Source organism: Acinetobacter sp. SFD, from assembly GCF_001647575.1.
In the GTDB taxonomy this organism is placed as follows: domain Bacteria; phylum Pseudomonadota; class Gammaproteobacteria; order Pseudomonadales; family Moraxellaceae; genus Acinetobacter; species Acinetobacter pecorum.
Map to the genome: position 1 here is coordinate 18,634 of NZ_LSZJ01000005.1, position 25,540 is coordinate 44,173.

The window sequence follows — 25,540 nt, forward strand, 5'->3', positions numbered from 1 at the left end:
TTTTAGTCTGGTAATATAGACTGATTCTTCTGAGAATTCAGCCGGTATTGGGTCGGCGTCTGTTCAAACTGTTTTTTAAAACTTTGACTAAATGCCGTCTCGGATGAATAACCAACCAGATAAGCGATCTGCTGGATACCAAATCCACTATTTCTCAAATATTGCGCGGCGAGGCGCAGGCGGTGCTGTTGCAGATAAGCAAGAGGCGGCTCACCGACAATCTGGGTAAACAACTGGGCGAATTTGGAACGTGACATATGACACTGTTCGGCCAGACTTTCTACGGTCCAGGACTGTTCAGGTTTGCCATGAATCGCCGCCAGTGCATTAGATAATTCCGGATGTGAGAGAGCATTCAGCCAGCTCGAGGCATTTTCCAGGTTTAAAATATAATCACGCACGCATTCAATCAGTAAAATACTGACCAGATGATCCAGAATCTTGTCACGTCCCGGACGAAGCTGCTGGGTTTCCAGTGCCAGAAACTGCAAGCCGACCTGTAACCATTCCGGCGCCGTATCACCCAGAATATGCTGAATATGCAGGTATTTAGGTAAGGCACTCAAAAGAGGTTTGGCCATCTGGATATCCAGGCTGGAACGAATGGCCAGTATGAAGCTATGCTCCGTAGAATTTTCCCCATTGAGATCGACACATTGCTGTGCATGGCTCTGAAAATAAGGATTAATCGCACAGCGTGCAGAAAAATCGGCATTGTCTGGGCAGGAAACATGATGGGCGGAACCTGCTGGTAATAGCACCAGATCACCTTGTTGCAGCTCCAGCCAATCACCATTCATGAACTTTAATTGGGCCTGTCCCTGTAACAGGATATAGGCCAGCATAAAAGGCTCATGCTGATAGTCAAAGCCGCCCGGATGAAACACATTTAGATAAAGATATTCCGATTTTTCCAGATGAATATCATCAAAAATTTTACTTAAAGCATCCATGCCTAGCTCTATTCTTCTGTTTTATTTCATTTAATTGACAATAAATTTTTTAACTTTGTGATTATAGGCCAGAATTTGGCAGCATGTGCCAAAGACGCTGACATAGCTTTTCTGGACGTTGAATACTGTTCGCTGCTGCTGAAATATTCAACTATAAGTGCAGAGTAACATAAAAAAGGAAGGTCGCAATGAATGCCCCTGCACAAATCCAGAAAGCGCAGTTTACGCAGGAAGCGTCGGCACTAAAGGGTGTCAAGCTGGATAAAAAACGTTTTGGCTGGTTGCTCAGCCCAGGTCTGCCTGTGATCGGAATGGGAATTCTGGCTGGTTATCATTTTGGTCCCAAAGCCACTCAAAAAATCTTTGCGATGGGCGGGCCTTTATTACTGCATGTAATTATTCCCACTTTAGATGCCCTGATTGGCGATGATGCCAATAACCCAAATGATGCGCAGATCAGGGCACTGGTTAATGATCCTTATTATGACCGCATTGTAAAAGCATTTATTCCCTTGCAAATGGCAGCCAATGCCTTTGCCGGCTATGTCGTAAGCCGACCAAATGTGTCTTTGCTGGATCAGGTATTGCTTGGAATTTCTATGGGGGCGATTAATGGTGTGGGGGTGAATACCGCACATGAACTCAGCCATCGTCCCCAGAAAAAAGACCATTACTGGTCTCATGCCAGCCTGATGCCTTTGGGCTATAACCATTTCCGAATTGAACATCCTTATGGACACCATAAACGGGTAGCCACGCCTGAAGATCCGGCATCTTCGAAAATGGGTGAATCTTTTTACCGCTTCTGGCCACGTACCGTAATAGGCGGATTAAAATCTGCAATCCGGATTGAAAAAAGACGGCTCGAGCGTAAGGGGCTGAAATTCTTTAGTCAGGAAAATGAACTGTTTCATGGTTGGGCCATGAGTGCCGGCTATCATGCCTTGATGCTAAAGGCGTATGGCAAGAAAATTATTCCTTATACACTGACACAGGCATTTTATGGCGTTAGCTTGTTTGAGATTGTGAATTATATCGAGCACTACGGACTAAAACGCGGACAGAAAGCGGATGGCAGTTATGAGCGAACCTTGCCGGAACATAGCTGGAACAACAACAATATCGTGACTAATCTGTTTTTGTACCAGTTACAGCGCCATTCTGACCATCATGCCTTTCCAGGCCGGCCATTTCAGGCGTTGCGGCATTTTGATGAAGCGCCAGAATTACCCAGCGGTTATGCAACCATGCTGATTCCAGCCTTGATTCCACCTTTATGGTACAAAATCATGGATCAGCGAGTATATCAGCATTATCAGGGCGATTTAAGCAAGGCCAATATCTTGCCTTCCAAGCGTGCCAAGCTGTTTAAAAAATTTGGTGTAAATGACTCTATCGCTTAATGAATTACAAAATAAAAATGCGCCGATAAAGGCGCATTTTTTGATGAAGTCTGCCTAGAACCAGTCGGCTTGCATATTCAGGCAAGTATCATCCAGATTCATCAGTAATTTGGCTTGATATTCAACTTCAGGGAGTTCCCAGCGAATAAAATATTGAGCTGCCTGAATTTTCCCTGCCAGAAAAGTCTGATCTTCTGCCTGCGAAGATGTGCCAAACTTGAGTTGAGCCTGATTCGCCATTTCCAGCCATAGCCAGGACAGGATGGTTTTGCCCATCATATCCAGATACAGTCCTGAATTGGCGACTTTGCCTTGATGCAAGGCCTGGCCTAAAATCTGTGTAGTCTTTTGCACAGTGGCAAGATGCTGTTTATAGATATCTGCCAGTTCCACTATCTTAGGTTCATGAATCTCTGACAAGGTCTTCTGGATGCGCTGCATGAGTAAATTTAGCCCTTTGCCATTGTGCTGCCAGAGTTTACGTCCCAGCAGATCCAGAGACTGAATACCATAAGTGCCTTCATGAATCGGATTGAGCCGGTTATCACGGTAACATTGCTCCACCAGATATTCACGGGTATAACCCGCGCCGCCCAAGACCTGAATGGCCAGATCATTGGCTTTCGGACCATAGGTAGAAGGGAAAGATTTAACCACCGGGGTGATGAGATCAAGCAGAATTGCACTATCTTCATCTTGAGCTGCCTGATGTTCATCAATTAATCGGGCTGCAAATAAGCAAAGTGCCAGCGAACCTTCTACATACGACTTTTGCGCCAGCAGCATGCGTTTGACATCGGTATGTTCAATGATATTCACCGGTTTGGAATCAGGTGTTTTTTCATGAACTGGCCGGCCTTGCGGACGGTTTTTAGCATAATCCAGAGATTCCAGATAGCCACGATAACCAATCATGGCTGCGCCCAGACCTACACCCACACGCGCTTCATTCATCATCTTGAACATATATTTTAAGCCATGTCCAGGTTCTCCAATTAAATAGCCTAAGCAATTATCATTTTCTCCAAAGCTTAAAACTGTAGATGTAGTACCTCGATAGCCCATTTTGTGCAGTAAGCCAGCCAGCTGTACATCATTAGCTTTACCGAGGGAACCATCCTCATGAGTTCTGAGTTTTGGTACGATAAACAGGGAAATTCCTTTCACGCCTTGCGGCGCATCCTGAATCCTCGCCAAGACCAGATGCACAATATTTTCGCTAATGTCCTGATCGCCACCCGAAATAAACATTTTCTGGCCTTTAATTTTATAAATTCCATCTGTCTGAGGAATCGCTTTAGTGGTCAGATCGCCCAAAGAGGAACCTACATTCGGTTCGGTCATGGCCATGGTGCCAGCAAAGCGGCCACTCAACATATGCGGTAGGAATATTTGCTTTTGTTCTGGGGAGGCAAAAGCTTGTATCAGGTTCGCCGCAGCTGCTGTTAGAAAAGAATAAGCCACGGTGGACGGATTGGCCGACATGAAATAAGTATTACAGGCCATATTCACCAAAGTGGGCAGTTGCATGCCGCCATCTGCATAATCATGCTGGGCGCAGAGCAGGCCGGCATCGGCAAACTGTTGCCAAGCTGTCTTCACTTCATCAATGGTTTTGACCTGTTTGCCGTCAAAGTTCGGTTCATGCTGATCAGCTTTGGCGTTATGCGGTGCAAAATAATCAGTCGCGATACCTTTTGCCGTTTCCAGAATACTGTCGAAAGTATTTTTGTCATGATCCTGATAGCGTTGCAGTTTAGTCAGCGCTTCAAGTTTGAATACGTCATAAAGCTGGAAATGAAGATCTTTATCGTTCATCAGTTGAGTCACGGTACTATCCTGAATGTTTAATCCTTGAGATAGCATCAAGACTAGCAGTTGCTTTTATTGAGGAGGATTGTCAATAATGACATGAATCGGGTGAAAAGTGACAAATAGAAAAATATGCAACAGGTGGTGATTTTAGGCTTTGATGGAGCTCTGGCTTCGGCCATTACTGGTGTAGTCGATTTATTTGCCATGGCTGGCGTAAGCTGGAACCGGATCCAGCAGCAGGATGTACAGCGCCTGTTTAAGGTGAGTATCGCCAGTCCGGATGGACACCCGATTCGGTGTATCAATGGGCTGCAGTTGCAGGCACATTTTTCTTATCAAGAAATTCAAACTGCAAATATTCTGGTGGTACCGACCATCGCTGCACCGATTCAGGATGTATTACAACAGAATCCAGAACTGATTCATTTTTTACAATCTGCACATGCAGATGCGACTTTAATTGCAGGAAACTGTACCGGGAATTTTTTTCTTGCAGAAGCAGGCATTTTAGATGACCGAGTTGCAACAACGCATTGGGGTTTTCAGGAAATGTTCCGTTCACGCTATCCAAAGGTGAAACTGAATGCCGATCTGATGATTAGCCGGGATCAGAATATCTATTGTGCGGGTGGAGGCCTGGCCTGGTTTGACTTGGGTTTGCATCTGATTGAGCGCTTGTATGGCTTTGAGGTGGCCATGCAATCGGCTAAATCTTTTGTAATTGATTACCGCCGTGATAGCCAGTTGTCTTATTCATTGCTGAATATTGGCCAGCCGCACCATGATGAACTGGTACAAAAAATCCAGAACTGGCTAGAGCAGCATTTTCATGAAGATTTTAGTTTGAACCAGCTGGCAGAGCAGTTTAATGTGACTGGCCGAACCCTGATTCGACGCTTTAAACAAGCTTTAGACATACCGCCCAATCAGTATCTACAAGCAATCCGGATTGAAGCCGCCCGTAAACGACTGGAAGAGACCGATCAAGCTGTGGATGTGATCATGCAAAATGTCGGCTATCAGGACCCAAGTTCATTCCGCCGTTTATTTCATAAAAAAACCGGTCTGACGCCGTTGGAATACCGGCGCCGGTTCAGCCGGCGCTTTTAAAAGCGTTTAATGAGAAGGCTGTACTTTTCCTACTTTACGGCCATGCAGAAGGTAATACCAGACCAGGCAGCTCAGGGTGAGCAGCGCCGAGAACAGATAAAGCTGGCGATAACCGATCTGATCCAGCAGCATACCCAGGAAATAAGGGCCAAAACCAAGACCGGCATCCAGGGCAATAAAGAAGGTTGAGGTTGCGAGTCCCATACGCTGCAATGTCGTACTTTTCACCGCAATAGTTTGACACACCGACTGGATATTACCAAAACCAAAACCAAGCAAGGCAGCACTGGCAAGTAACATCACAGAGTTTTGCGCCTGACTGAGTAGCAATATTCCCAGTGCCATAATCACAATGGCAGGATAGATAATGATATTTTCGCCTTTACGATCCATCAGCGGGCCGGTAAAAGGACGCGAAAGCAAAATGGCAAAGGCATACATTAAGAAAAAGAATGATGCTGCTTCGACCAGATTAATGTCTTTGGCATAAAAATGAATAAAGGACAGTACACCTGAATAAGAAGTAGCCACCAGCAGTACAATCAGTGCAATCGGTAGGGCATTCGGTTCAATATACTGAGCCAGTTTACTGGTGCTTTGCGAGGTAGAATCTGCTGATGAATGACTTGCCTTAAGGCGTGGTGGCTGGATGAACAAGCCACAAATCAGGCAGCTGAGCGCAACGATACTGGTAAAGATGAAAATAACCTGATAATTAAAATTTGTCATCAGCCAGATTCCGACAAAGGGACCAATCGCTGTGCCAAGGGTGCTGCTCATGCTGTAATAGCCAATTCCTTCACCACGCCGGGTGGCAGGAATGGTCTGTGCAATCACTGTACCCAGTACAGTAGAAGCCATACCCATCATAAAACCGTGTATCAGCCGGATCCCTAATAAAACCTCCAGCTTGGCTGGAATCAAATACAGTCCGGAAAAAAGAAGGAAACCAGTCAAACCAATAACAAGAGTATTTTTCAAACCTAGACGATTCAGTAATTTTCCAATCAATAATCGTCCAAATAACGTACCCACAATAAACAGACCGGATACCAGACCGGCTTGAGCAGTCGACGCACCTAACTCAGCAACCGAGTAACCGACGATGACAATCACTAGCAAGTAAAACACCAGAACCAGTTGAAAATTTACCAGACTGATCAGGATAAAGTTGGGCGTCCATAAAGGCGCTTCTTGTTCTTGGCTCATCATGAATTTTCCTGAGAATTAGGTTGTAACTGCTGAATAAGTTGTACCAGGGTGGTTTTACTTTTTTGCAGATCATTTGCCTCAATCTGTTCAAGTAACTGATCTTCAAATGCATCAATCTGCTTGGAACACATGGCAAAGGTTTCTATGCCTTGTTCACTCAGTTTGAATAGTTTTTGACGCTTATCTTCAGTTTCGATCTGGGCGATCAGATCCAGCTCCACCAGTTGCTGAATCCGCTTGGTAATACCGGGCTTCGACACATTCAAATAGCTTGAAATATCAACCAATGTACATTGTTGGTGGGCTTGAATGATGTAAAGCACTTGCCATAGGGAGTAATTGAGCTGAGAGGATAATAAAATAGTATTGATCTCATCACTCATGAGTCGTGCGCACCGCAACAACAAGGAACGAAATCTGGAAGTCTGATAGAACATATAGTTAACCTGGGTAACTAATTTTTGCTTAATTTACGCCTGTTTTATCTAAAGCTCAAGGGGGGATTTTTAAAATGATTAAGCATGTTCTTTTTGCTAGCTATAGTTACATGGTTTAACATGATTAAAAAATAACCAACAAAAGAATACATACTTTTTATAATGGTCGCGCCTAAGCTAGCCATGTCACTAGAAGAATTCATGACTTAAAAATTGTAAGGCAAAGATGCCAAATAACAATACATAGGTGAAGCTTATGACTCTGGGTTTAACTGCATTAGAGTTAGCACGAATACAGTTCGCCTTTACTGTATCTTTTCATATCATTTTTCCTGCCATTTCAATTGGGCTGGCCGGTTTTCTGGCTATTCTGGAATGGCGCTGGCTCAAAACCAAAAACCCGATTTTTCAGGATCTGTTCAAATTCTGGGTGAAAATTTTCGCTGTTGCATTCGGGATGGGTGTAGTCTCAGGCGTGGTCATGAGCTATCAGTTCGGAACGAACTGGAGTGAGTTTTCACGGGTGGCGGGTAGTGTCACCGGACCTTTACTGGCCTATGAAGTTTTAACCGCTTTCTTTCTGGAAGCCGGATTTCTCGGCATCATGTTATTTGGCTGGGGACGAGTGGGACCGAAGGCACATTTTTTCTCGACCTTGATGGTTTCGCTTGGAACCTGTATTTCCATGTTCTGGATTTTATCTTCCAACAGCTGGATGCAGACTCCACACGGTTTTGCAATAGAAAATGGCCTGATTATCCCGCAAGACTGGATTGCTATCATATTTAATCCTTCTTTCCTTTATCGTCTGGCACATATGGGTACAGCTGCTTTTCTGGTTTCTGCTTTGCTGGTAGCTTCTGCAGCAGCCTGGCATCTGCTCAAGGGACGTCGTGATCCACTGGTTAAAACTTCATTCTCTATGGCAATGTGGTTGATTCTGGTACTTGCGCCATTGCAGGTGGTTATTGGTGATATGCATGGTATTAATACTCTTGAGCATCAACCAGCGAAACTGGCCGCAATAGAAGGGCACTGGGAAACCAATCATGATGAAGGCATGCCTTTATATCTTTTTGGGATTCCCGATATGCAAGCTGAAGAAACCAAATATGCAATCGGAATTCCGAACTTGGGGAGCCTGATTCTGACTCACTCAATGGATGGAACGGTCACAGGACTCAAAGATTTTGCACCTGAAGACCGGCCTAATTCATTAATCGTTTTCTGGAGCTTCAGGATCATGGTCGGTCTGGGAGTCCTCATGCTGTTACTGGCATTATGGGGGGCGTGGGCACGTAACCGAGGTCGTTTTTATGAGTCCCGCGCATTACACCGTTTTGCCTTGATTATGGGTCCCTCCGGATTTATTGCCTTGCTGGCTGGATGGTTTACGACGGAAGTCGGCCGTCAGCCTTGGGTAGTCTACGGCATCATGCGGACCAAGGATGCACTGTCACCGGTATCCGCCGAACAGGTGGGGCTAACCCTGATAATTTTTGTAGTCGTCTACTGTGTGGTATTTGGCATCGGGATCTACTACATGTTACGTCTTATGCACAAAGGTCCAGAGTTCATTCATTCCAGACCGCATCATGAAACAGATAGCGATGTGGTTCAGGCTTCGCGTCGACCATTAAGTAGTATTCGCGAGCGTATTGAAGAAGTTCCTGAACAACCGGATCAGGAGGATAAAAAATGATTGATTTATCATTAATCTGGATTGCGATTATTGGTCTTGGTGTACTGGTATATACCATTCTTGATGGTTTTGATCTGGGAATCGGCATCTTGTTTCCTTTTTTCCCGCATCAGGATGAACGTGATGTCATGATGAATACTGTTGCTCCGGTTTGGGATGGTAATGAAACCTGGATGGTGTTAGGCGGTGCCGGGCTATTTGCAGCTTTTCCCCTTGCTTACTCAACTGTACTCTCGGCATTGTATATGCCAATTATTCTAATGGTGATTGCTCTGATTTTCCGGGGCGTGGCCTTTGAATTCCGCTTCAAGGCAAACCGTAGCAAGCATTGGTGGGATAAAGCCTTTATAGGTGGTTCTGTACTTACCAGTTTTCTGCAAGGCATGATTCTAGGAGCCTATATTCAGGGTATTGAGACCCGGAACGGTGTCTATGTCGGAGGTGGTCTGGACTGGCTTAGTCCATTTAGTGTTTTTACCGGTATTAGTGTGGTAGTACTCTATGCAGCATTGGGTTGTGGTTGGCTGATCTATAAAACTGGAGATGACTTGCAGGATCGAATGTTTAAACTGATGCCAAAGCTGATTATTGCCTTGCTGATCATACTGGCCGGTGTGAGTATATATACGCCGTTAACCCATCCGCAAATTGCTGAACGCTGGTTCAGCCAGCCTCAACTTACGTATTTTATGCCGGTTCCAATTTTGGTTCTGCTGTTTACCTGGCTGGCTTTGCGTGCCTGTAAGAGACGCAGTGAATTAGGTCCATTTACCTATATGCTGGTGCTGGTTTTCCTCGCTTATACTGGCTTCTTAATCAGCCTGTGGCCATATATTATTCCGCCAAGCGTGACCATCTGGCAGGCAGCAGCGCATGAAAATAGCCAGTTATTCACTTTGATTGGTGCATTGATCCTGATCCCGATTATTGTGATTTATACGGGTATGTCCTATTGGGTATTCCGGCATAAGGTCAGGGTCGGTGATGATGGCTATCATTAAGGAGCGGTAATGAAAGGCAAACAGGTATTATGGTTTGTAGGATTATGGCTAGCGGGATTTTTAACGCTGGCGGTGATTGCCGGTGCATTCCGCTTTATGGTGCATTTAGCTTACTAAATTATTAAAACCAAGATGAAAAAAGTGATCTGGATGTCCTGATCACTTTTTTTAGCTGCAATTAATCTATTATAAAAAAATTAAATTGAGGATTTTAACTGTTTGCGATAAACACTTGGACGTACAGGACGAGTATGTTTCCAAAGGCCTTTCTTCTGCTTCTTAGCTTTATCTTGCAGTCCAATCATATAGCGTAAATGGTTTTTATCTTTAATGTATTCCTCATAAACCCAAGCTGCACCACGTTTAACAATCTCTTCATTGATATTTTTACGATAGCGGTAGACCACCCCGACGCAACGGCCATAACGGTCAATGTCGGTAATCTTTACCCGAACCATTTTATTATGCACCATACTTTTGACTAGTCGCTGTGATTCCTTGCCATAGGCCTGACTAGATTCTGGTGCATCTACAAAAGCAAAGCGTAATTTGATTTCAGAGCGACGGATATTAAAACGGTAGCAGGTGAGTGTATCCCCATCACTCACAGCTTTTACGCGGCACCAATATTTTTTACCTTTCTTAAAGGGACGGAATATGTCTTTTAAATAGACCGTAATTTTGTGCAGCAGATAATAGGAAAAACACAGCAGTACTAGACCCAGCACAATTTGCCAGCTGGTGGAGAGATTTAACAAGGGCGAGATCCAAATCAGCAAGATACAGCTGCGAGAACACAGCTAAAAGTTGGGTCATTTTAGAGCAAAGCCAGTAGATCTACGGATTAAAAGCTAATCACTCAGTGTTTAGTTTTGTACCGACTAAAATAGCCTAAGTATATTTTTCTGCTGATAAGATAAATCCACGGGCTTCAAAAATTAATATTTTAAATAGCCTAAGCAAAAATTTTATAAATTTCACTTCTTAAAAATTGATGCCTCTTATTCTCTTGTAAATCCTTATGCCAATACATACCCATATTAATTTCAGGCAGTTCTACAGGAACTTTAAAAACGTTAAGACAAGCAGCCAATTGTAAATGTGCCAATACATTTTCAGGAATAGTCAGCATGGCTGTCTTTTGTTGCTGCAAAATTTGTAGTGCAGTTGAATAATGCTGACAACGTAAAAAAATCTGCCGTGAATACTGTTTCCGATTTAAATAAATATCTTCAACTAAAACCCCAGTACGACGTGAGGACACGCCAATATGAAGAGAGGCAAGATAAATCTGTTCACTCATTTCTGTCAATTGTGTACATACTACAAATTTATCTTGTACCAGGCGCTCAAACTGGATTTTTTCAGCAATATTTTGTTCCAGATCTATGACAAAATCGACCTGCTGAGAGGCCAGATCTGCTGCAATATTTTTACGATCCAGCTTCATGCTGCTAAGTTGAATATCGAGGCTAAGCTGCTGGAAGTGCTGAACCAGTTTAGGGAAAATCATCGGCTCAATTTCATCATGAACCGCAATCTTCAGGCTCTGAATCATCTCAGGGTTAAACTGCTGATGCTGAATCGAAATATTTTGAATTGCAAAAAGTGCTTTTTTTACTTCAGGATATATCTGTTCTGAAAACGGGGTAGGCTGCATTTTGCTACCAGTGCGCACAAATAAATCATCTTGTAAATGCTGTCTTAAACGTTGCAACGCATGACTAGCAGCAGACTGACTAACTGATAAAATCTGTGCAGCTTTAGAAATACTATTTTGCTCATAAATCGCAATAAAAAGTGGATAAAGGTTAATGTCAATACGATGGAAATTTCGAATATCCATCACGGTTTTAGAATGAATACTATGCATAATATTATATGGGTTAAAATCATTTTGTTCATAATAGAATTTGGGTTAAGGTGTTGTAAAGCGTATGAATTAGAATATTTAGAGGGATGAATCAATGTTTGAACTTTCAGCACATGCACAGGATTATTTAAACAGAACTAAAAAGTTTATTAGTGAAGAAATTGAGCCGGTCGAAGCTGAATTCTGGCAGCAAGTTCACGAGTTGAACCAAGGTGGAGACTGGACCAAATGGCAATGGCCTGCAGAACTGGAAAATTTAAAAGCCAAAGCCAAAGCTGCAAGCCTCTGGAATATGTTTCTTCCTTGTCCAGAACTTGGTCAAGGCCTGTCGGTTCAGGAATATGCACATATCGCGGAACTTTCCGGCCGTAGCCTGATTGCGCCAACGGTATTTAACTGTAATGCGCCTGATAGCGGCAATATGGAAGTTTTATGGCGTTATGGTTCTGAAGAACAGAAACAGCAATGGTTGATGCCACTTTTAGAAGGAAAAATCCGTTCGGTCTTTTGTATGACTGAACCTGCAGTTGCATCCAGTGATGCTACCAATATGCAGGCAACGGCGGTAATTCAAGGTGATGAGATTGTTCTGAATGGTCGTAAATGGTGGTCATCAGGTCTGGGTGATCCGAATGCTAAAATCATTATTTTTATGGCGCATACTCCAGATGAAACAAAAGACCGTCATCATCAGCATTCGATGGTTCTGGTTCCGGTCGATACTGCCGGCGTTAAAATCGAACGTATGCTGCCAGTGTTTGGTGACTATGATGCACCACATGGCCACGGCGAAGTCAGTTTTGATAATGTCCGTGTCCCTATTTCAAATTTTATTGGTGGTGCCGGTCAGGGCTTTGAAATTGCTCAAGGTCGCTTAGGACCAGGTCGTATTCATCATTGTATGCGCTGTATTGGCGCGGCGGAAAAATCTTTGGAGTTGATGATAGATCGTGGTATGAGCCGCAGCGCATTTGGCAAAGAGATTTTAAAACTTGGCGGCAACCTGGAACGTGTCGCGGAAGCACGGGTTGCAATTGATCAGGCGCGTCTTTTGACCTTGTATGCTGCCTATAAAATGGATACTTTAGGGAATATGGCGGCTTTGACTGAAATTTCTGCAATTAAAGTCGTTGCGCCAAGTGTGCTTGAAAAAGTTGTCGATATGGCGATTCAGATCCACGGTGGTGCCGGAGTCTCTCAGGATACGCCATTGACAGGATTCTTTGCTCAGGCACGTGCCTTACGTCTGGCCGATGGCCCAGATGAAGTGCATAAAGGCATGATTGCCAAACTGGAACTGGCAAAACGTGGCTACAGTACTCGTCGCAAAAAGTGATCTAGTTTTTTAACAAGAAGATTGAAACGTATTAAAAAAATTTTGAGGAAACATTATGGCGGTTATTGATGTTGGTGGACGAGTTCGTCAAGGTGAAGAGCTGGATGTACAGGCCATCACCGAATGGTTAATCCAAAACGGTAACAATATTGAAAGCCCCGTTGAAGTGACTCAATATTCAGGTGGGGCTTCAAACTGGACCTATCGTCTAAAGTATGCCAATGCCGATCTAATTTTACGTCGTCCGCCACTAGGCACCAAAGCCAAATCAGCACATGATATGGCACGTGAATATCATGTGCAGAAAGCTTTGGCTGGGTACTATCCGGTCGTACCTGAAATGGTCGCGCTTTGTCAGGATGAATCGGTGATTGGCTGTGATTTCTATGTGATGAAACGCATCGCAGGCATTATTCCACGCGCCAAAATGCCACCTGAATTGCAACTGACTGAGTCTGATATTCGGACATTATGTATCAATATGATTGATAAACTGATCGAATTGCATCAGGTTCCTTATACAGGCACCGAGCTGGAAAAGTTGGGCAAAGGTGAGGGTTATTGCCGCCGTCAGGTAGAAGGTTGGGATAATCGTTATGAGAAAGCCAAGACCATAAATGTTCCATCTTTTAAATATGTACGCAACTGGCTTAATGAAAATATTCCTTCCGACTCTAAAACCTGCGTCATTCATAATGACTGGCGTTTTGACAATCTCATTCTGGATCCAGAGAATCCGACTGAAGTGATTGGTGTACTGGACTGGGAAATGGCCACTCTCGGCGATCCGCTGATGGATCTGGGTTCTGCCTTGGCCTATTGGGTAGAAGATACCGATAATGCCATTTTTAAAGCGACGCGTCGTCAGCCGACCAATCTAAAAGGTATGTTTACCCGTAAAGAGGTCGTAGATTACTATCTTGAAAAAACCGGTTTGCAGCCTGAGAACTGGACATTTTATGAGGTGTTTGGTGTATTCCGCCTCGCGGTCATCGCCCAGCAGATTTATTATCGTTATTACCACAAACAAACCAATAATCCGGCCTTTAAGGATTTCTGGGTGATAATTCATGCCTTGCATATTCGTGCTTTAAAACTGATTGGCAGCCAAAAACTGGAAGCTAATGAGATCGCACAGAAATATATCCTGAAATTTAAAGAGATAATGCCAAAATGACCACTATTTACCTGATCCGGCATGGCCAAGCCTCTTTTGGCGCAGAAAGTTATGATCAGCTTTCGCCCAATGGCGAGTTACAGGCAAAGCTTTTGGGTCGCTATTTTGATGAAATTCTGAAAGAAGCACCTTATGTGGTTGCAGGTTCCATGCAGCGTCATCAGCAGACGGCGAAATTATCTCTGGAAGAATGTTTTCCGGAAAGTGAGATTCTGACCGATAGTGCCTGGAATGAATTTAATCATCAGCAGGTATTCGCCCGTTATGAGCCGCGCTTTAATCAGCCTGAATTGCTGAAACAGGATGTATCAGAACATGAAAATCCACGGGATTATCTGAGCAAGATTTTTAGCGGTGCAATTGCACGCTGGACTGGCGATGATTATCACCATGAATATGATGAATCTTGGCCAAGTTTCAAAGCACGCGTGGAAAGCGGCTTAGAAAATCTGTGTGACCAGTTGTCCAAAAGCCGACCACGCTATGCAGTAGTTTATACCTCAGGTGGGGTAATTTCTGTGGCTGTAGGCAAAATTTTGGGCCTTAGTCCGGAGAAAACCTTTGCTCTGAACTGGGCGATTACCAATACCAGTATCACGACACTACGTCTGGTGGGTAATGAACCGCAACTACTCAGTTTAAATGAACATCATTTTATTAAAGCACAGCGTCCAGACTTATTGACCTGGATTTAAAATGAGATTGAAAACCTAATACGCTAGAAAAATAAAGGAATAGGGTAAATACATGGCTAAAACAATTTTAATTACCGGTGCAAGTTCAGGGATCGGCGCCGGTATGGCACGTGAATTTGCGAAAAAAGGCTATAACCTGGCGATTTGTGCACGTCGTTTGGAGCGTCTGGAAATCTTAAAGCAGGAACTGGAAAGCCAATATGGCATCAAAGTCATTGCCAAAACACTAGATGTCACCGATTACGATCAAGTGTTTGAAGTGTTTCGTGCTTTTAAAGAAGACTTTGGCACCATTGACCGAGTTATTGTGAATGCTGGTGTCGGTGAGGGCCGCCGGATTGGTAAAGGTAATTTTGCTATCAATAAAGCCACGGTTGAAACCAACTTTATTTCGGCATTAGCACAATGTGAAGCTGCAGTTGAAATCTTCCGTGCACAAAACTCTGGCCATCTGGTGATGATTTCATCTATGAGTGCAATGCGCGGTATGCCAAAACATTTAACGGCTTATGGTGCAAGTAAGGCCGGCGTGGCTCATTTAGCGGAAGGCATTCGAGCTGAATTGATCGATACGCCAATAAAAGTGACCACCATTTTCCCAGGATATATTCGTACTGAAATTAATGAAGGGGCAAAAAAGCTACCTTTTGAAGTAGATGAAAAAACTGGTTCGCGTTTATTGGCAGCAGAAATTGAAAAAGCACCAGTTAAGGCTTATGTGCCGAAATGGCCTTGGTTGCCACTCGGTCTAGCCATGAAAGTATTACCACTTAAACTGGTGAACAAGTTAGGTTAAAAGCGCTCTTAGATCTATAAAAAGAGAAGCTAGAGCGCTTCTCTTTTTATTTTTTATGACAAACTGAGAAAAATTTCTGAATCAGTATTTTTTTCTAAAAAATGTATAGCTTGAATTTACAAAAAAGCGAAATCTTATAAATCCTAATATATTGATTATTAAAATAAAGTTTTAAATTATCAAAAATTATATTTTTATTTTATTGATGAATTTGCAATTAAATCAATTACTTTTAAATTTTCGTTTCATGAGAAAGACCATCTTTTACTTTTCCTAATTTTCGCCAATTTTAAGAACTTTTCCAAACTGTCCAAAACTTAGACATACTCACTCTAAAAGTGGAAAGATAACTTCTCTTTTTTAGAATTTCCTTTAATGTACAACCGTTCAGAAATTAAAGGTTGTCCATATGTCTACATCTGCGGATATGACTGACCAGCAGCGAATCTCCAAGGTCAGAAGTATCGTTACCCAGGCCGGGGAAGAGGTGCGTGCTCGTTATCCCATACTCAAACATCAGAACTTTATAGGTGCGAGTATTTTAGGCTTTGCCTGGGCAGGCATGATTGCATGCGCGGTAGCATATGGAACAGGTTATTTCTCAGCATGGTTTACCATTCCCTTGATTGCGATTTTTGCGTCATTGACCCATGAATTGGAACATGACCTGATTCATTATATGTATTTCAAAAAAACACCTTGGGCACATCATCTGATGCTGGCACTGGTCTGGTTGGCACGTCCAAACACCATCAGTCCGTGGGCACGTCGTCGTTTACATTTGCATCATCATAAATATTCAGGCACTGAACATGACCTGGAAGAACGTGGCATCAGTAATGGTATGCCTTGGGGCATTCGCCGAATTCTGGTGATTAGTGACCAGTTGATGTCAGTGTATCTGCGTCCATTTCAGATGATTAAAATGATTCATCTTTTTCTGGAAAAACAGCCTGAAAAAGAACGTAAAATTGCCATGATTTCTCAGCTATTTGGCTTTTTACCTCTCAGCATTATTTACTATGGATTGTGCTACCTGTTTGTGGTCTTTCATGGTTTAAATGCAGTTTCACCGCTATTCGGTTATGAGATGCTCTGGTCGCAAGGCATTGTCGACGCGATGCCGATTGTAAATCTGCTGGCAGTCATCTGGGTGATTCCGAACTTTATCCGTTCTTTTAGCTTGCAGTTTGTCAGCTCAAATATGCATTACTATGGCGATATTGATCCACGTGATGTGATCAAACAAACCCAAGTGCTCAATCCATGGTGGATGGTTCCGTTCCAGTTATTCTGCTGTAATTTTGGTTCGACCCATGCGATTCATCATTTTGTGGTCAAAGAGCCATTTTATATCCGTCAACTGACGTCCAAAACGGCGCATAAAGTAATGAAAGAAGTGGGCGTGCGTTTTAATGATGTGGGAACTTTTAAGCGTATGAATCGCTGGAATGACTATAAAATCTAAGCTTTAATTTCCATAAGAAATCCCGTTTTTAAGCGGGATTTTTTTATATTTATCCTTGATGTTTTACCCAATGGCAAGATGTATAAGCCTGTATTTTGCAAGAATCCTATCTTAGTTAAATTTAGATGAACATTCATTTAAAATGACTGTTGAGGAAATAGTTCAAAAGAATAAACTCAGGTAAAATTAAGTATATCCCTATATAAATTAGCCCGCTATGTTGCTGAAAGCCGCCACCATTGCCTTGATTCCTGCACTTGTCATTCAGGGTAATCGTATCAAGAAAAATACCCTAAGACTGCCGGAACCTGAAGGTGCACGTGAAGGTCAAACCGGAACCGGCAACAAACTGTCTCTGCTGATTTTAGGGGATTCGGCAGCAGCAGGTGTAGGAGTAGAACATCAGGATGACGCATTACTGGGTGCAATTCTGCATGAACTGAAAGATGACTTTGAAATTGACTGGAAATTACAGGCCAAAACAGGCGATACCAGCTCAAAAGTAATTCATGCTTTGGACCAAATAGAAGTCCAGCACTATGATGTAATCGTCACGTCGGTTGGCGTCAATGATGTGACCAAACTGATACCTGTCGAGGTTTGGATTCAGAAACAGGAACAGCTTTATAGTAAAATTCAGCAAAAATTTAGTCCGAAACTGATCATTGCTGCCGGTGTGCCGCCAATGAATATGTTTCCGGCGCTACCGAATCCTTTAGCCTGGCTATTTGGCCAGTATGCTAAACAGATGAACCAGCAACTAGAAAATTTTGTGAATCAGCAAGTGAATATGCAATGGATTGAATACGATATTGAGAAGTATCGTGCCATGAATTTACAAATGGCTGCAGATGGTTTTCATCCGAGTAAGGAAGTTTATACACTTTGGGGACAAGAAGTAGCTGGCAAGATTCGGAAGACCTTCTAAAATAGTTGAAATCTCTCAATTTAGTTAATTCTATGTCTGATATTGAAACGCATCCGCTACCGCCATTTTTACCGCCCAATGCCAAATTACTGATGTTGGGTAGTTTTCCGCCACCTGCCACACGCTGGAAAATGAACTTTTATTATCCAAACTATCAAAATGATATGTGGCGGATTTTTGGACTGATTTTCTTTGAAAATAAAGATTACTTTTTAGATCTACCCAATAAAAAATTTCAGGAACAATTGATCCGGGAGTTTTTAACAGAAACGGGGATTGCGATTTTTGATAGTGGCTATCAGATCCGGCGTTTAAAGGGCAATGCTTCAGACAAATTTTTGGAAATTGTAGTACCTACCAATATTGAGCAACTACTCAGCCAAATGCCGCAGTGCAATCATATTATGACCACAGGCGACAAGGCCACAGACACCATGATGCTGTCTATGCCTGAAGGGACTTTAAAGCCGAGTATTGGTCAGCCTAGCGAGGCCCATTTTGTCGGACGTGATCTGTATTTATATCGCATGCCTTCATCTTCTCGAGCATATCCGGTTTCTCTAGAGAAAAAAGCCGAAAGTTACCGATTGATGTTTGAACATGTGGGTCTAGTTTAATATTTAATCCAATAATCAGATAAAATGGTTAAAGAGGTTTTAGGCTACAGACAAGACATAAACTTACTATTTGTAAGTTATTGGCTTTATTTATTCATATTTGGATATTCAACCCAGCGATGGCTATTAATTTTAATCTCCCGGACATGATGAAAGCTGGACCAGATTAACTGGCTACCTTTGGTCCATTTTAAAGTTCGAATACGCGACTCCACCTGCTGTATTTCCTCAGGTGAGGCCGGACGTAAAGGCCCAATTTCTGCATATAAGCGTACTCCTGGATAACGCTTAAATTTACCTTTAAGCAACGAATGAAACCAAAACAGTTTGCTACTGTTCACAGCCTGTATGCAGGCCATCGGCTGATGCTGTAAATTTTCAGAAAAAGTAGTGGAATAAGTATCAAAAAAGAAACCCGTACTGGTCTTTTTGTTGAGAAATATAGTTCCGATCGGAGTAATGCTAGGCAAACCTTTAGAGTTGACCGTTGCAATAGAGCAATGCATGGCAGCCCGTTGTGCATCAGCGACCACTTGGCGAATCTGTTGCCATTCACTCTCAGAAATCATGTCGTGATTCTCTTTTTTATTTTTTATAAATTTTATAACAACTTATTTAGCTTGGCATTGCCTGAAAAAACTAAAACTACGGCAGTTTGATCAATCTAAAACGTCATTCAGATTATAAAAAAGAGCCACATGGGCTCTTTAAAAAATGCAAAATGCGGCGATTAGCCATCGTATTCGACATAATCCCACAAATTTAAACGTGCTTTAATTTCATGACGGATCTCAGGCAACATCGGCAAAAGAGTACCATCAATCCATAAGCTCAACGCTTGGGTAGAGAGTACTTGCTGCTGTTCATCGACCAGTTGAGCACCTTTTAATATAATGCCGGCCTCATCAGTAGCCTCAGTTTCTATACCTTTAAATAAAACCTGTAACTCATAGCCATTATCCTGAATCAGCCATTCCAGTTCGAGCTGGATATTTTCATTCGATTTTAAAACTACCTGACCCTCGACCGTATCGGATTCAGACAGACAGTCATGTTCAACCCGAATCTTGGCCAGATACCACTCTTGCTGGGATAAATCATGGAGAGTTTTAACAGGCGTCAGAATGTCACTAAGCTTAAACTGGCGACTTAAATCAAAAAATTGCATGGGAGTGAAGGCGAATAATCGCAAAAGATTGTAAAAGTGTAATTTTAAAGCAATCGAGAGAGGAGGTAAAAGCTTTGTCGTGATTGAGCTGATTAATGTATAAGAAAAAAACTAATAAATATAAGTATAAGAATTTAATTAATGTTGAAAATCTCTCCTCCCACAGGGAATAGATTGAAATGAGAAGAAGGTGATTACTCAAAAAATGAATTTTCATTTATGATTTTTAATCATTAAAATAATTTGTGTCATTAGATTGTAATGTGTTTGTCATTACATTAACCATTCACCTGGAAATTTGGTCACAAGATTCATCATGAAGCGCTGGAATTTTGTAGTGTCTGGATCATGTAAATGTTGAATGATACGACCATCTTTTTGATATTCCAGCCAAATGATTTCATTTTTTTCATTCAGCTTGAGCTGATAAGCGATACGTGGCAAATACTGATCCATCGCGTAAGTAATTTCCTTCTGGAAATCTTCAGACTGGATCACGAGGCCGACTTCAGTATTCAAAAAAGCTGAACGAGGATCAAAATTGAAGGAGCCAATAAATACCATGCCATCCAGATCAAAGAATTTGGCATGCAAGCTTGAGCTATTTTTATTCTTTGCCGGAATAATATTTCCAGTCATGACTTCATACCAGGTACGTTCAGGCCGGACAATATAAGGTTTAAATTCCCAGAGTTCGATGCCGTTTTGCAGTAACTGCTGACGATATTGTTGATAATAGGCATATACCAGAGCCACATCATTGGCCTGAAAAGAGTTGGTCAGGATTCTGATTTTGACGCCCTGTTGAGCACGATGAGTTAAATAGTCGGTGCCTTCTTGTGTTGGAATAAAATATGAAGACACCAGTTCCAGATGTTTTTTGGGCTCACCCATGAGTTCGAGCATATGGGTATAAATATAATCGCCATTTTTTGCATGGGGACGTGCTTTAGCGGGAGTATCCGCAACGAAATAAGCAGGTGCCCACTGAATGGGCTGTTTTTTCAATTGCTGTTCGACTTGTTTCTCGGCTATTCCGACCCGGCGTTTTAATTCAGTTTCATCAACATCTTCGTGCGCAAACTCAGTTTTGAGTTTTTTGAGCATTTCAGGATTGCCTGCATCATTTAGCACCTGCTGAAGATTATAACTAAGATCATCATTCCAAAACTTGATAAAGGTCTGATTCGCAGCATTTACACTTTGACCTGTAAAAAAGATATCGACATCGGTAAACTGGAAGTCTTCACTGGCATCAAAGTATTCACTGCTGATATTACGACCACCAGTCACTGCTGCAGTCCCATCAGCAATGATCAGTTTATTATGCATGCGATGATTAACCTGTTTCATCCGGAAACCATAATCAAGTGCACGTAATTTACGAAATTTATAGGGATTAAAAAGCTTTACCTGAATATTTGGATGCTGGCTCAGGGCCAGCAATTTGTCATCTAGCTGCGTACCATTCTGATCATCAATCTGTAACCGTACCTTGACTCCACGCTCCGCAGCTTTTAACAGTTGGGCCAACATCATGTTACCGATATAATCATCTTTCCAGATATAATATTGCAGATCAAGATGGTGATGGGCCTTATTAATCAGGTACAGGCGTGCCGCCATGCTTATAAAGCCGTCATATAAGGGTAAAAAAGCAGTTTTCCCTTCATGAATCTGCTGTTTTGAAAATTGACCCTCTATCCATTGCGCGGGTTGGGCTGGAGTAATTTCTGCATCTTTGGCAGTGTTGGGAGCCAGTTCGCAGCCAGAAATCATGAGGGTTAAAGTAAAAACACTTAAACAGATAAACGGTGAAGGTTTAGTCATTGATCTTCCATTGATTATAGGATTTTTTATTCCTTAACTCCCGATGTTAATAGTTGAATCTCCGAATAGAAAGAGGTTACTGTTAGTCATCTGTAAACCAGCAAAAAAAGGATAGTTTTACATGAAATCACGTGCAGCGGTTGCGTTTGGTCCGGGCCAACCCTTAGAGATTGTTGAGGTGGATGTTGCTCCACCAAAAGCAGGTGAAGTACTGGTGAAAATTAGCCATACAGGTGTGTGTCATACCGATGCATTTACCTTGTCTGGTGAAGATCCTGAGGGTGTGTTTCCTGCAATCCTGGGTCATGAAGGTGCAGGTGTAGTGGTTGAAGTGGGTGAAGGGGTCACCAGTCTGAAACCAGGTGATCACGTAATTCCACTTTATACTGCTGAATGTGGTGAGTGCTTGTTCTGTAAATCTGGAAAAACCAACCTGTGTGTCGCTGTACGGGCGACCCAAGGTAAAGGTGTCATGCCAGATGGAACTACACGTTTTTCTTATAACGGCGAGCCAATTTACCATTACATGGGCTGTTCAACATTCTCTGAATATACCGTAGTTGCTGAAGTATCCTTGGCAAAAATTAATCCTGAAGCTAACCATGAGCATGTCTGCCTGCTGGGCTGTGGCGTGACGACAGGCATTGGTGCTGTCCATAACACTGCCAAAGTACAGGAAGGTGATAGTGTTGCAGTATTTGGTTTAGGTGGTATTGGTCTTGCTGTGGTACAGGGCGCCCGCCAGGCAAAAGCAGGCCGTATTATTGTGGTAGATACCAATCCAGATAAGTTTGAACTGGCGAAACAGTTTGGTGCGACAGATTTCCTTAATCCAAAAGACTATGATCAACCAATCCAGCAGGTTATTGTGGAAATGACCGGTTGGGGTGTAGACCATTCATTCGAATGTATCGGTAATGTTGATGTCATGCGTTCAGCACTGGAATGCGCGCACCGTGGCTGGGGCCAGTCGGTGATTATTGGCGTAGCCGGTGCAGGTAAAGAAATTTCAACCCGCCCATTCCAGTTAGTCACAGGGCGTAAATGGATGGGTACCGCTTTTGGTGGCGTGAAAGGCCGTTCACAATTACCAGGAATGGTAGAGCAGTCAATGAAAGGTGAAATTCAGCTTGAACCTTTTGTAACTCATACCATGCCATTAGATCAGATCAATGAAGCTTTTGACCTGATGCATGAAGGTAAATCAATCCGTACGGTCATTCATTTTGAATAAATGATTATCGTAGGCTTAAGAGAGAAAAAGACCGGTATTAAACCGGTCTTTTTTATGCGGATTTCACTTGATTCAGGATACATTAGTGCATTAAAGCATCACACAGACTCACCCAAAGAACACAAGCAAACTAAGGTCATTACATTCCAGATGTTTATATTAAATAGAACGTATCAACATACGTGATTGAAACCATTTTAAAAAATAAGGATAAGTTTTATGTCGAATGATAATTTTGATCGTGATGTTATTAAGAACTCTCCAAAAGATGTCCGCGACGATTTAAATGCAGATCCGATTACTGGTGAACCTGGTGCACATCCTGTAGGAACAGGTTTGGGTGCTGCAGGCGGTGCAGCCGCAGGCGTAGCAGTTGGTGCAGCAGGTGGTCCTGTTGGTGCTGCTGTAGGTGGTGTTGTCGGTGCTGTGGTCGGTGGTCTGGCCGGTAAAGGTATAGGCGAAGCAGTAAATCCAACCGAAGAACAGGCTTACTGGCGTGATAATTCTGTAAATACCCCATACTATTCAGATGCCCGTACCACATACAGCGATCTGGATTATGACCGCGATTACGATACTGCTTACCGCGTAGGTTATGAAAACCGTGGCAGCTATGATGCCCACACCCGTTTTGAAGATGCAGAACCAGATCTGAAATTAAAATGGGAACAAATGAAAGGCGAATCTCGTTTAAACTGGGAACAGGCGAAATTTGCAGTACGTGATGCCTGGAATCGTGTTTCACGTTAATTATTCATCTTCATGAAAATGAAGTGAAGTACTGTTGGCAAAATCTACATTTCTGTGGGTTTTGCCATTTTTATTGATATCTTTAACTGTGTGATAAAATCATAAAAAAAAGTAGAAAAGTTAATAAATATTTTTTTATATTTAATACTTGTCAAATGATCCTAGAGCGCGTATTTTAATTTCAGATTCATATTTTATGAAAGACATAATATGTTAACGCAACCTCTCATTTCAAACGCATATTTTTATTTCTGGCAGTTTAGATAATTGCCTGAATGCGTTTGGGCAATGAAATGGTTGCCCACCAGTTTATACCTGATCGGCAACCCTGATCAGGTTTTTTTATGCCTTTAATTTTTAAGAATATTTTGGAGACAATCATGACAACATTTAACTATTCATACTTTAATAGCTTTTATTGGTCTTATTTTAGTCAGCTAATGACCCTCAAGACAGTTTCGATTAGACCCATAACGCTCAAATAAAAGTTTGGACTGCTTTTCAGTCCCAGGATTAAAGTCATGAATACCCCAAATACATCACAACAACATCATGCTGAAAGCATTTTAACTTTACCCCAGCAACTTAAGCAGCAATTGCCACTGTCTCCGCAATTGGCTAGCCAGGTCGCTGAACATCGTCAAACTGTTCAAAATATATTAGAAGGCAGAGATCATCGATTAATGGTGATTACAGGTCCATGTTCCATTCATGATGAAGCTTCCGCGCTAGAATATGCAGAAAAATTAAAACAGCTACAAACTCAGGTTTCTGATCAGATTTTTCTGGTCATGCGTGCTTATATTGAAAAACCGCGGACTACGGTAGGTTGGAAAGGTTTCCTTTACGATCCGAATCTGGATGGTTCATCCAATATGCAATTGGGTCTGGAAAAATCCCGTGACTTATATCTTAAAATTATTGAAATGGGTCTGCCAATCGCTTCGGAAATTCTCAGCCCGATGGCAACCGCTTATTTCGATGATCTACTGGCTTGGGGTGCGATTGGAGCACGTACCAGCGAATCACAAATTCACCGTGAAATCTCAAGTCATATGCCATATAGCATTGGTTTCAAAAATGGTACTGATGGTTCGATCCAGATTGCCCTAGATGCTATTCAGTCTGCCTCTCATCCTCATCAATTCCTGGGTATGAGCCAGTCCGGTTTGCCATGTATTTTACATTCTCAAGGTAATCCTAAAGCGCATTTAATTTTACGTGGTTCAAATAGTGGACCTAATTACCAGCTGGCTGAAATCGAGAAAATACAGGCAAAACATCAGATGGAATTGCCGGCACTAGTGATTGACTGTAGTCATGGCAACTGCTCAAAAAATCCGATGCTACAACCTGAAGTGCTGAAACAGATCCTGGTAGAACGTTTACACACCAAGGTTCGCGGTGTAATGCTTGAAAGTCATCTGGTCGATGGAAATCAGAAAATTTCTGAGCAAATGACTTATGGTCAATCAATCACTGATGGATGTCTGGGTTGGGCTAAAACCGAACAGATGTTGTTAAATATGACTGACTCACTGCGACTTGAAGGTTTAAGGCATAGTGCTTAAAAATCAGGTTCTGTCTTTCTTCAAGTCATTGGGGGAAGGCAGAAGAAGCTAATGAGGTAATTTACCTTGATGTTTAAAATTGCTCATTAAATAGTTTAAAAATATAATGAATAAATAGATGCAAAGGTCGAGATTAATTTTTACTAAGATATGCATAATATATGTCTAAATGTTATCCCCAGAAATTGGGGATAGTTTTTGCCCTGGGAAGACCGGGAACATTGAAAAAATCCTCGATTTGATCAAAAAACAATCAATTTTATTGGCGAAACATTACAAAGTTGATCAAAAAACACACTAGTTATTAAAACGTATGTTTTTTGATCTTTTGGGTTTTGGATTTATTGAGTTAAATATTTGATAAATAACATTATTTAAAAATGCTGTTATTCCCAAGTAGAAATGTCCTACCTAATAACCAAATAGAAATGTCCTATATGGACATTTCCAAGTCAAGTACAGGA

Annotated in this window: 24 protein-coding genes; 15 read left to right on the forward strand and 9 right to left on the reverse strand. The window is 42.2% G+C overall.

The genetic code is table 11. The annotated features are described in order from the left end of the window. Window positions 1-2: 2 nt before the first annotated feature. The gene (locus AY605_RS04905; protein WP_064095346.1) at window positions 3-953 is read right to left on the reverse strand and encodes an AraC family transcriptional regulator; all 951 of its coding nucleotides are present in this window, start codon (window positions 951-953) and stop codon (window positions 3-5) included. Between the two features lie 188 nt (window positions 954-1,141). Between AY605_RS04905 and AY605_RS04910 the strand changes: the two genes are divergently transcribed. Beyond that, window positions 1,142-2,356, forward strand: coding sequence for an alkane 1-monooxygenase (locus tag AY605_RS04910; protein WP_064095347.1), 1,215 nt, complete (start codon window positions 1,142-1,144; stop codon window positions 2,354-2,356). 54 nt (window positions 2,357-2,410) lie between these two features. Here AY605_RS04910 and AY605_RS04915 read toward each other — a convergent pair whose 3' ends face one another. Continuing rightward, window positions 2,411-4,222: an acyl-CoA dehydrogenase gene (locus AY605_RS04915; protein WP_081406327.1), complete on the reverse strand. Its 1,812-nt coding sequence runs from the start codon at window positions 4,220-4,222 to the stop codon at window positions 2,411-2,413. Between the two features lie 78 nt (window positions 4,223-4,300). Here AY605_RS04915 and AY605_RS04920 point away from each other — a divergent pair, with 78 nt between their 5' ends. Beyond that, a complete protein-coding gene (locus tag AY605_RS04920) occupies window positions 4,301-5,281 on the forward strand; it encodes a GlxA family transcriptional regulator (protein WP_064095349.1) in 981 nt (326 codons plus the stop codon). 6 nt (window positions 5,282-5,287) lie between these two features. Here the strand turns inward: AY605_RS04920 and AY605_RS04925 are convergent, their stop codons facing one another. Both AY605_RS04925 and AY605_RS04930 read right to left on the reverse strand, forming a co-directional pair. Continuing rightward, window positions 5,288-6,490, reverse strand: coding sequence for an MFS transporter (locus AY605_RS04925; protein ID WP_064095369.1), 1,203 nt, complete (start codon window positions 6,488-6,490; stop codon window positions 5,288-5,290). Beyond that, window positions 6,490-6,930: a MarR family winged helix-turn-helix transcriptional regulator gene (locus tag AY605_RS04930; protein WP_064095350.1), complete on the reverse strand. Its 441-nt coding sequence runs from the start codon at window positions 6,928-6,930 to the stop codon at window positions 6,490-6,492. The genes AY605_RS04925 and AY605_RS04930 overlap by 1 nt, the downstream gene beginning before the upstream one ends. Window positions 6,931-7,186: 256 nt before the next feature. On the opposite strand from AY605_RS04930, the gene AY605_RS04935 reads away from it, so the two are divergent. Genes AY605_RS04935 through AY605_RS14990 form a run of 3 tightly spaced genes read left to right on the forward strand, consistent with a single transcriptional unit; the run spans window position 7,187 to window position 9,750 of the window. Next, complete coding sequence (locus AY605_RS04935; RefSeq protein ID WP_064095351.1) at window positions 7,187-8,632, forward strand: cytochrome ubiquinol oxidase subunit I; 1,446 nt, start codon at window positions 7,187-7,189, stop codon at window positions 8,630-8,632. Further along, entirely contained in the window at window positions 8,629-9,633 is a 1,005-nt protein-coding gene (gene cydB / locus AY605_RS04940) for a cytochrome d ubiquinol oxidase subunit II (RefSeq protein ID WP_064095352.1), read from the forward strand. Before AY605_RS04935 ends, cydB begins: the two co-directional genes overlap by 4 nt. Window positions 9,634-9,642: 9 nt before the next feature. Next, entirely contained in the window at window positions 9,643-9,750 is a 108-nt protein-coding gene (locus AY605_RS14990) for a DUF2474 family protein (RefSeq protein WP_144724873.1), read from the forward strand. A gap of 80 nt (window positions 9,751-9,830) precedes the next feature. On the opposite strand, the gene AY605_RS04945 is transcribed toward AY605_RS14990, so the two are convergent. Both AY605_RS04945 and AY605_RS04950 read right to left on the reverse strand, forming a co-directional pair. Next, the gene (locus AY605_RS04945) at window positions 9,831-10,391 is read right to left on the reverse strand and encodes a thermonuclease family protein (protein WP_064095353.1); all 561 of its coding nucleotides are present in this window, start codon (window positions 10,389-10,391) and stop codon (window positions 9,831-9,833) included. Window positions 10,392-10,588: 197 nt separating this feature from the next. Beyond that, on the reverse strand, window positions 10,589-11,506 hold the full coding sequence (locus tag AY605_RS04950) for a LysR family transcriptional regulator (protein WP_064095354.1): 918 nt from the start codon (window positions 11,504-11,506) through the stop codon (window positions 10,589-10,591). A gap of 94 nt (window positions 11,507-11,600) precedes the next feature. Between AY605_RS04950 and AY605_RS04955 the strand changes: the two genes are divergently transcribed. The 7 genes from AY605_RS04955 (at window position 11,601) to AY605_RS04985 (ending at window position 18,523) form a co-directional block, all read left to right on the forward strand. After that, on the forward strand, window positions 11,601-12,842 hold the full coding sequence (locus AY605_RS04955) for an acyl-CoA dehydrogenase family protein (RefSeq protein ID WP_064095355.1): 1,242 nt from the start codon (window positions 11,601-11,603) through the stop codon (window positions 12,840-12,842). Window positions 12,843-12,897: 55 nt separating this feature from the next. Then, window positions 12,898-14,019, forward strand: a complete 1,122-nt coding sequence (locus tag AY605_RS04960; RefSeq protein WP_064095356.1) for a phosphotransferase family protein — start codon at window positions 12,898-12,900, stop codon at window positions 14,017-14,019. Continuing rightward, window positions 14,016-14,714 (forward strand): histidine phosphatase family protein, encoded by a 699-nt coding sequence (locus AY605_RS04965; protein WP_064095357.1) that lies wholly within the window; start codon window positions 14,016-14,018, stop codon window positions 14,712-14,714. The genes AY605_RS04960 and AY605_RS04965 overlap by 4 nt, the downstream gene beginning before the upstream one ends. Window positions 14,715-14,766: 52 nt before the next feature. Beyond that, complete coding sequence (locus tag AY605_RS04970) at window positions 14,767-15,510, forward strand: SDR family oxidoreductase (protein WP_004280440.1); 744 nt, start codon at window positions 14,767-14,769, stop codon at window positions 15,508-15,510. Window positions 15,511-15,919: 409 nt separating this feature from the next. Beyond that, window positions 15,920-16,978, forward strand: a complete 1,059-nt coding sequence (locus tag AY605_RS04975; protein ID WP_064095358.1) for a fatty acid desaturase — start codon at window positions 15,920-15,922, stop codon at window positions 16,976-16,978. A gap of 217 nt (window positions 16,979-17,195) precedes the next feature. Next, a complete protein-coding gene (locus AY605_RS04980; RefSeq protein ID WP_064095359.1) occupies window positions 17,196-17,906 on the forward strand; it encodes an SGNH/GDSL hydrolase family protein in 711 nt (236 codons plus the stop codon). 32 nt (window positions 17,907-17,938) lie between these two features. After that, window positions 17,939-18,523 carry a uracil-DNA glycosylase family protein gene (locus AY605_RS04985; RefSeq protein WP_044108343.1) on the forward strand — a complete coding sequence of 195 codons (585 nt, stop codon included), beginning with the start codon at window positions 17,939-17,941 and terminating at the stop codon, window positions 18,521-18,523. An 86-nt stretch (window positions 18,524-18,609) separates the two neighbouring features. Here the strand turns inward: AY605_RS04985 and AY605_RS04990 are convergent, their stop codons facing one another. From AY605_RS04990 to AY605_RS05000, 3 genes are all read right to left on the reverse strand, one after another. Next, on the reverse strand, window positions 18,610-19,092 hold the full coding sequence (locus AY605_RS04990; RefSeq protein WP_064095360.1) for a hypothetical protein: 483 nt from the start codon (window positions 19,090-19,092) through the stop codon (window positions 18,610-18,612). 161 nt (window positions 19,093-19,253) lie between these two features. Continuing rightward, window positions 19,254-19,691, reverse strand: a complete 438-nt coding sequence (locus AY605_RS04995) for a hypothetical protein (RefSeq protein WP_064095361.1) — start codon at window positions 19,689-19,691, stop codon at window positions 19,254-19,256. 273 nt (window positions 19,692-19,964) lie between these two features. Next, complete coding sequence (locus tag AY605_RS05000) at window positions 19,965-21,521, reverse strand: phospholipase D family protein (RefSeq protein WP_064095362.1); 1,557 nt, start codon at window positions 21,519-21,521, stop codon at window positions 19,965-19,967. 121 nt (window positions 21,522-21,642) lie between these two features. Here AY605_RS05000 and AY605_RS05005 point away from each other — a divergent pair, with 121 nt between their 5' ends. From AY605_RS05005 to AY605_RS05020, 3 genes are all read left to right on the forward strand, one after another. Continuing rightward, a complete protein-coding gene (locus tag AY605_RS05005; RefSeq protein ID WP_064095363.1) occupies window positions 21,643-22,755 on the forward strand; it encodes an S-(hydroxymethyl)glutathione dehydrogenase/class III alcohol dehydrogenase in 1,113 nt (370 codons plus the stop codon). Between the two features lie 219 nt (window positions 22,756-22,974). Continuing rightward, on the forward strand, window positions 22,975-23,505 hold the full coding sequence (locus AY605_RS05015) for a hypothetical protein (protein WP_064095365.1): 531 nt from the start codon (window positions 22,975-22,977) through the stop codon (window positions 23,503-23,505). A 521-nt stretch (window positions 23,506-24,026) separates the two neighbouring features. Continuing rightward, a complete protein-coding gene (locus AY605_RS05020; protein ID WP_064095366.1) occupies window positions 24,027-25,076 on the forward strand; it encodes a 3-deoxy-7-phosphoheptulonate synthase in 1,050 nt (349 codons plus the stop codon). Window positions 25,077-25,540 lie beyond the last annotated feature (464 nt).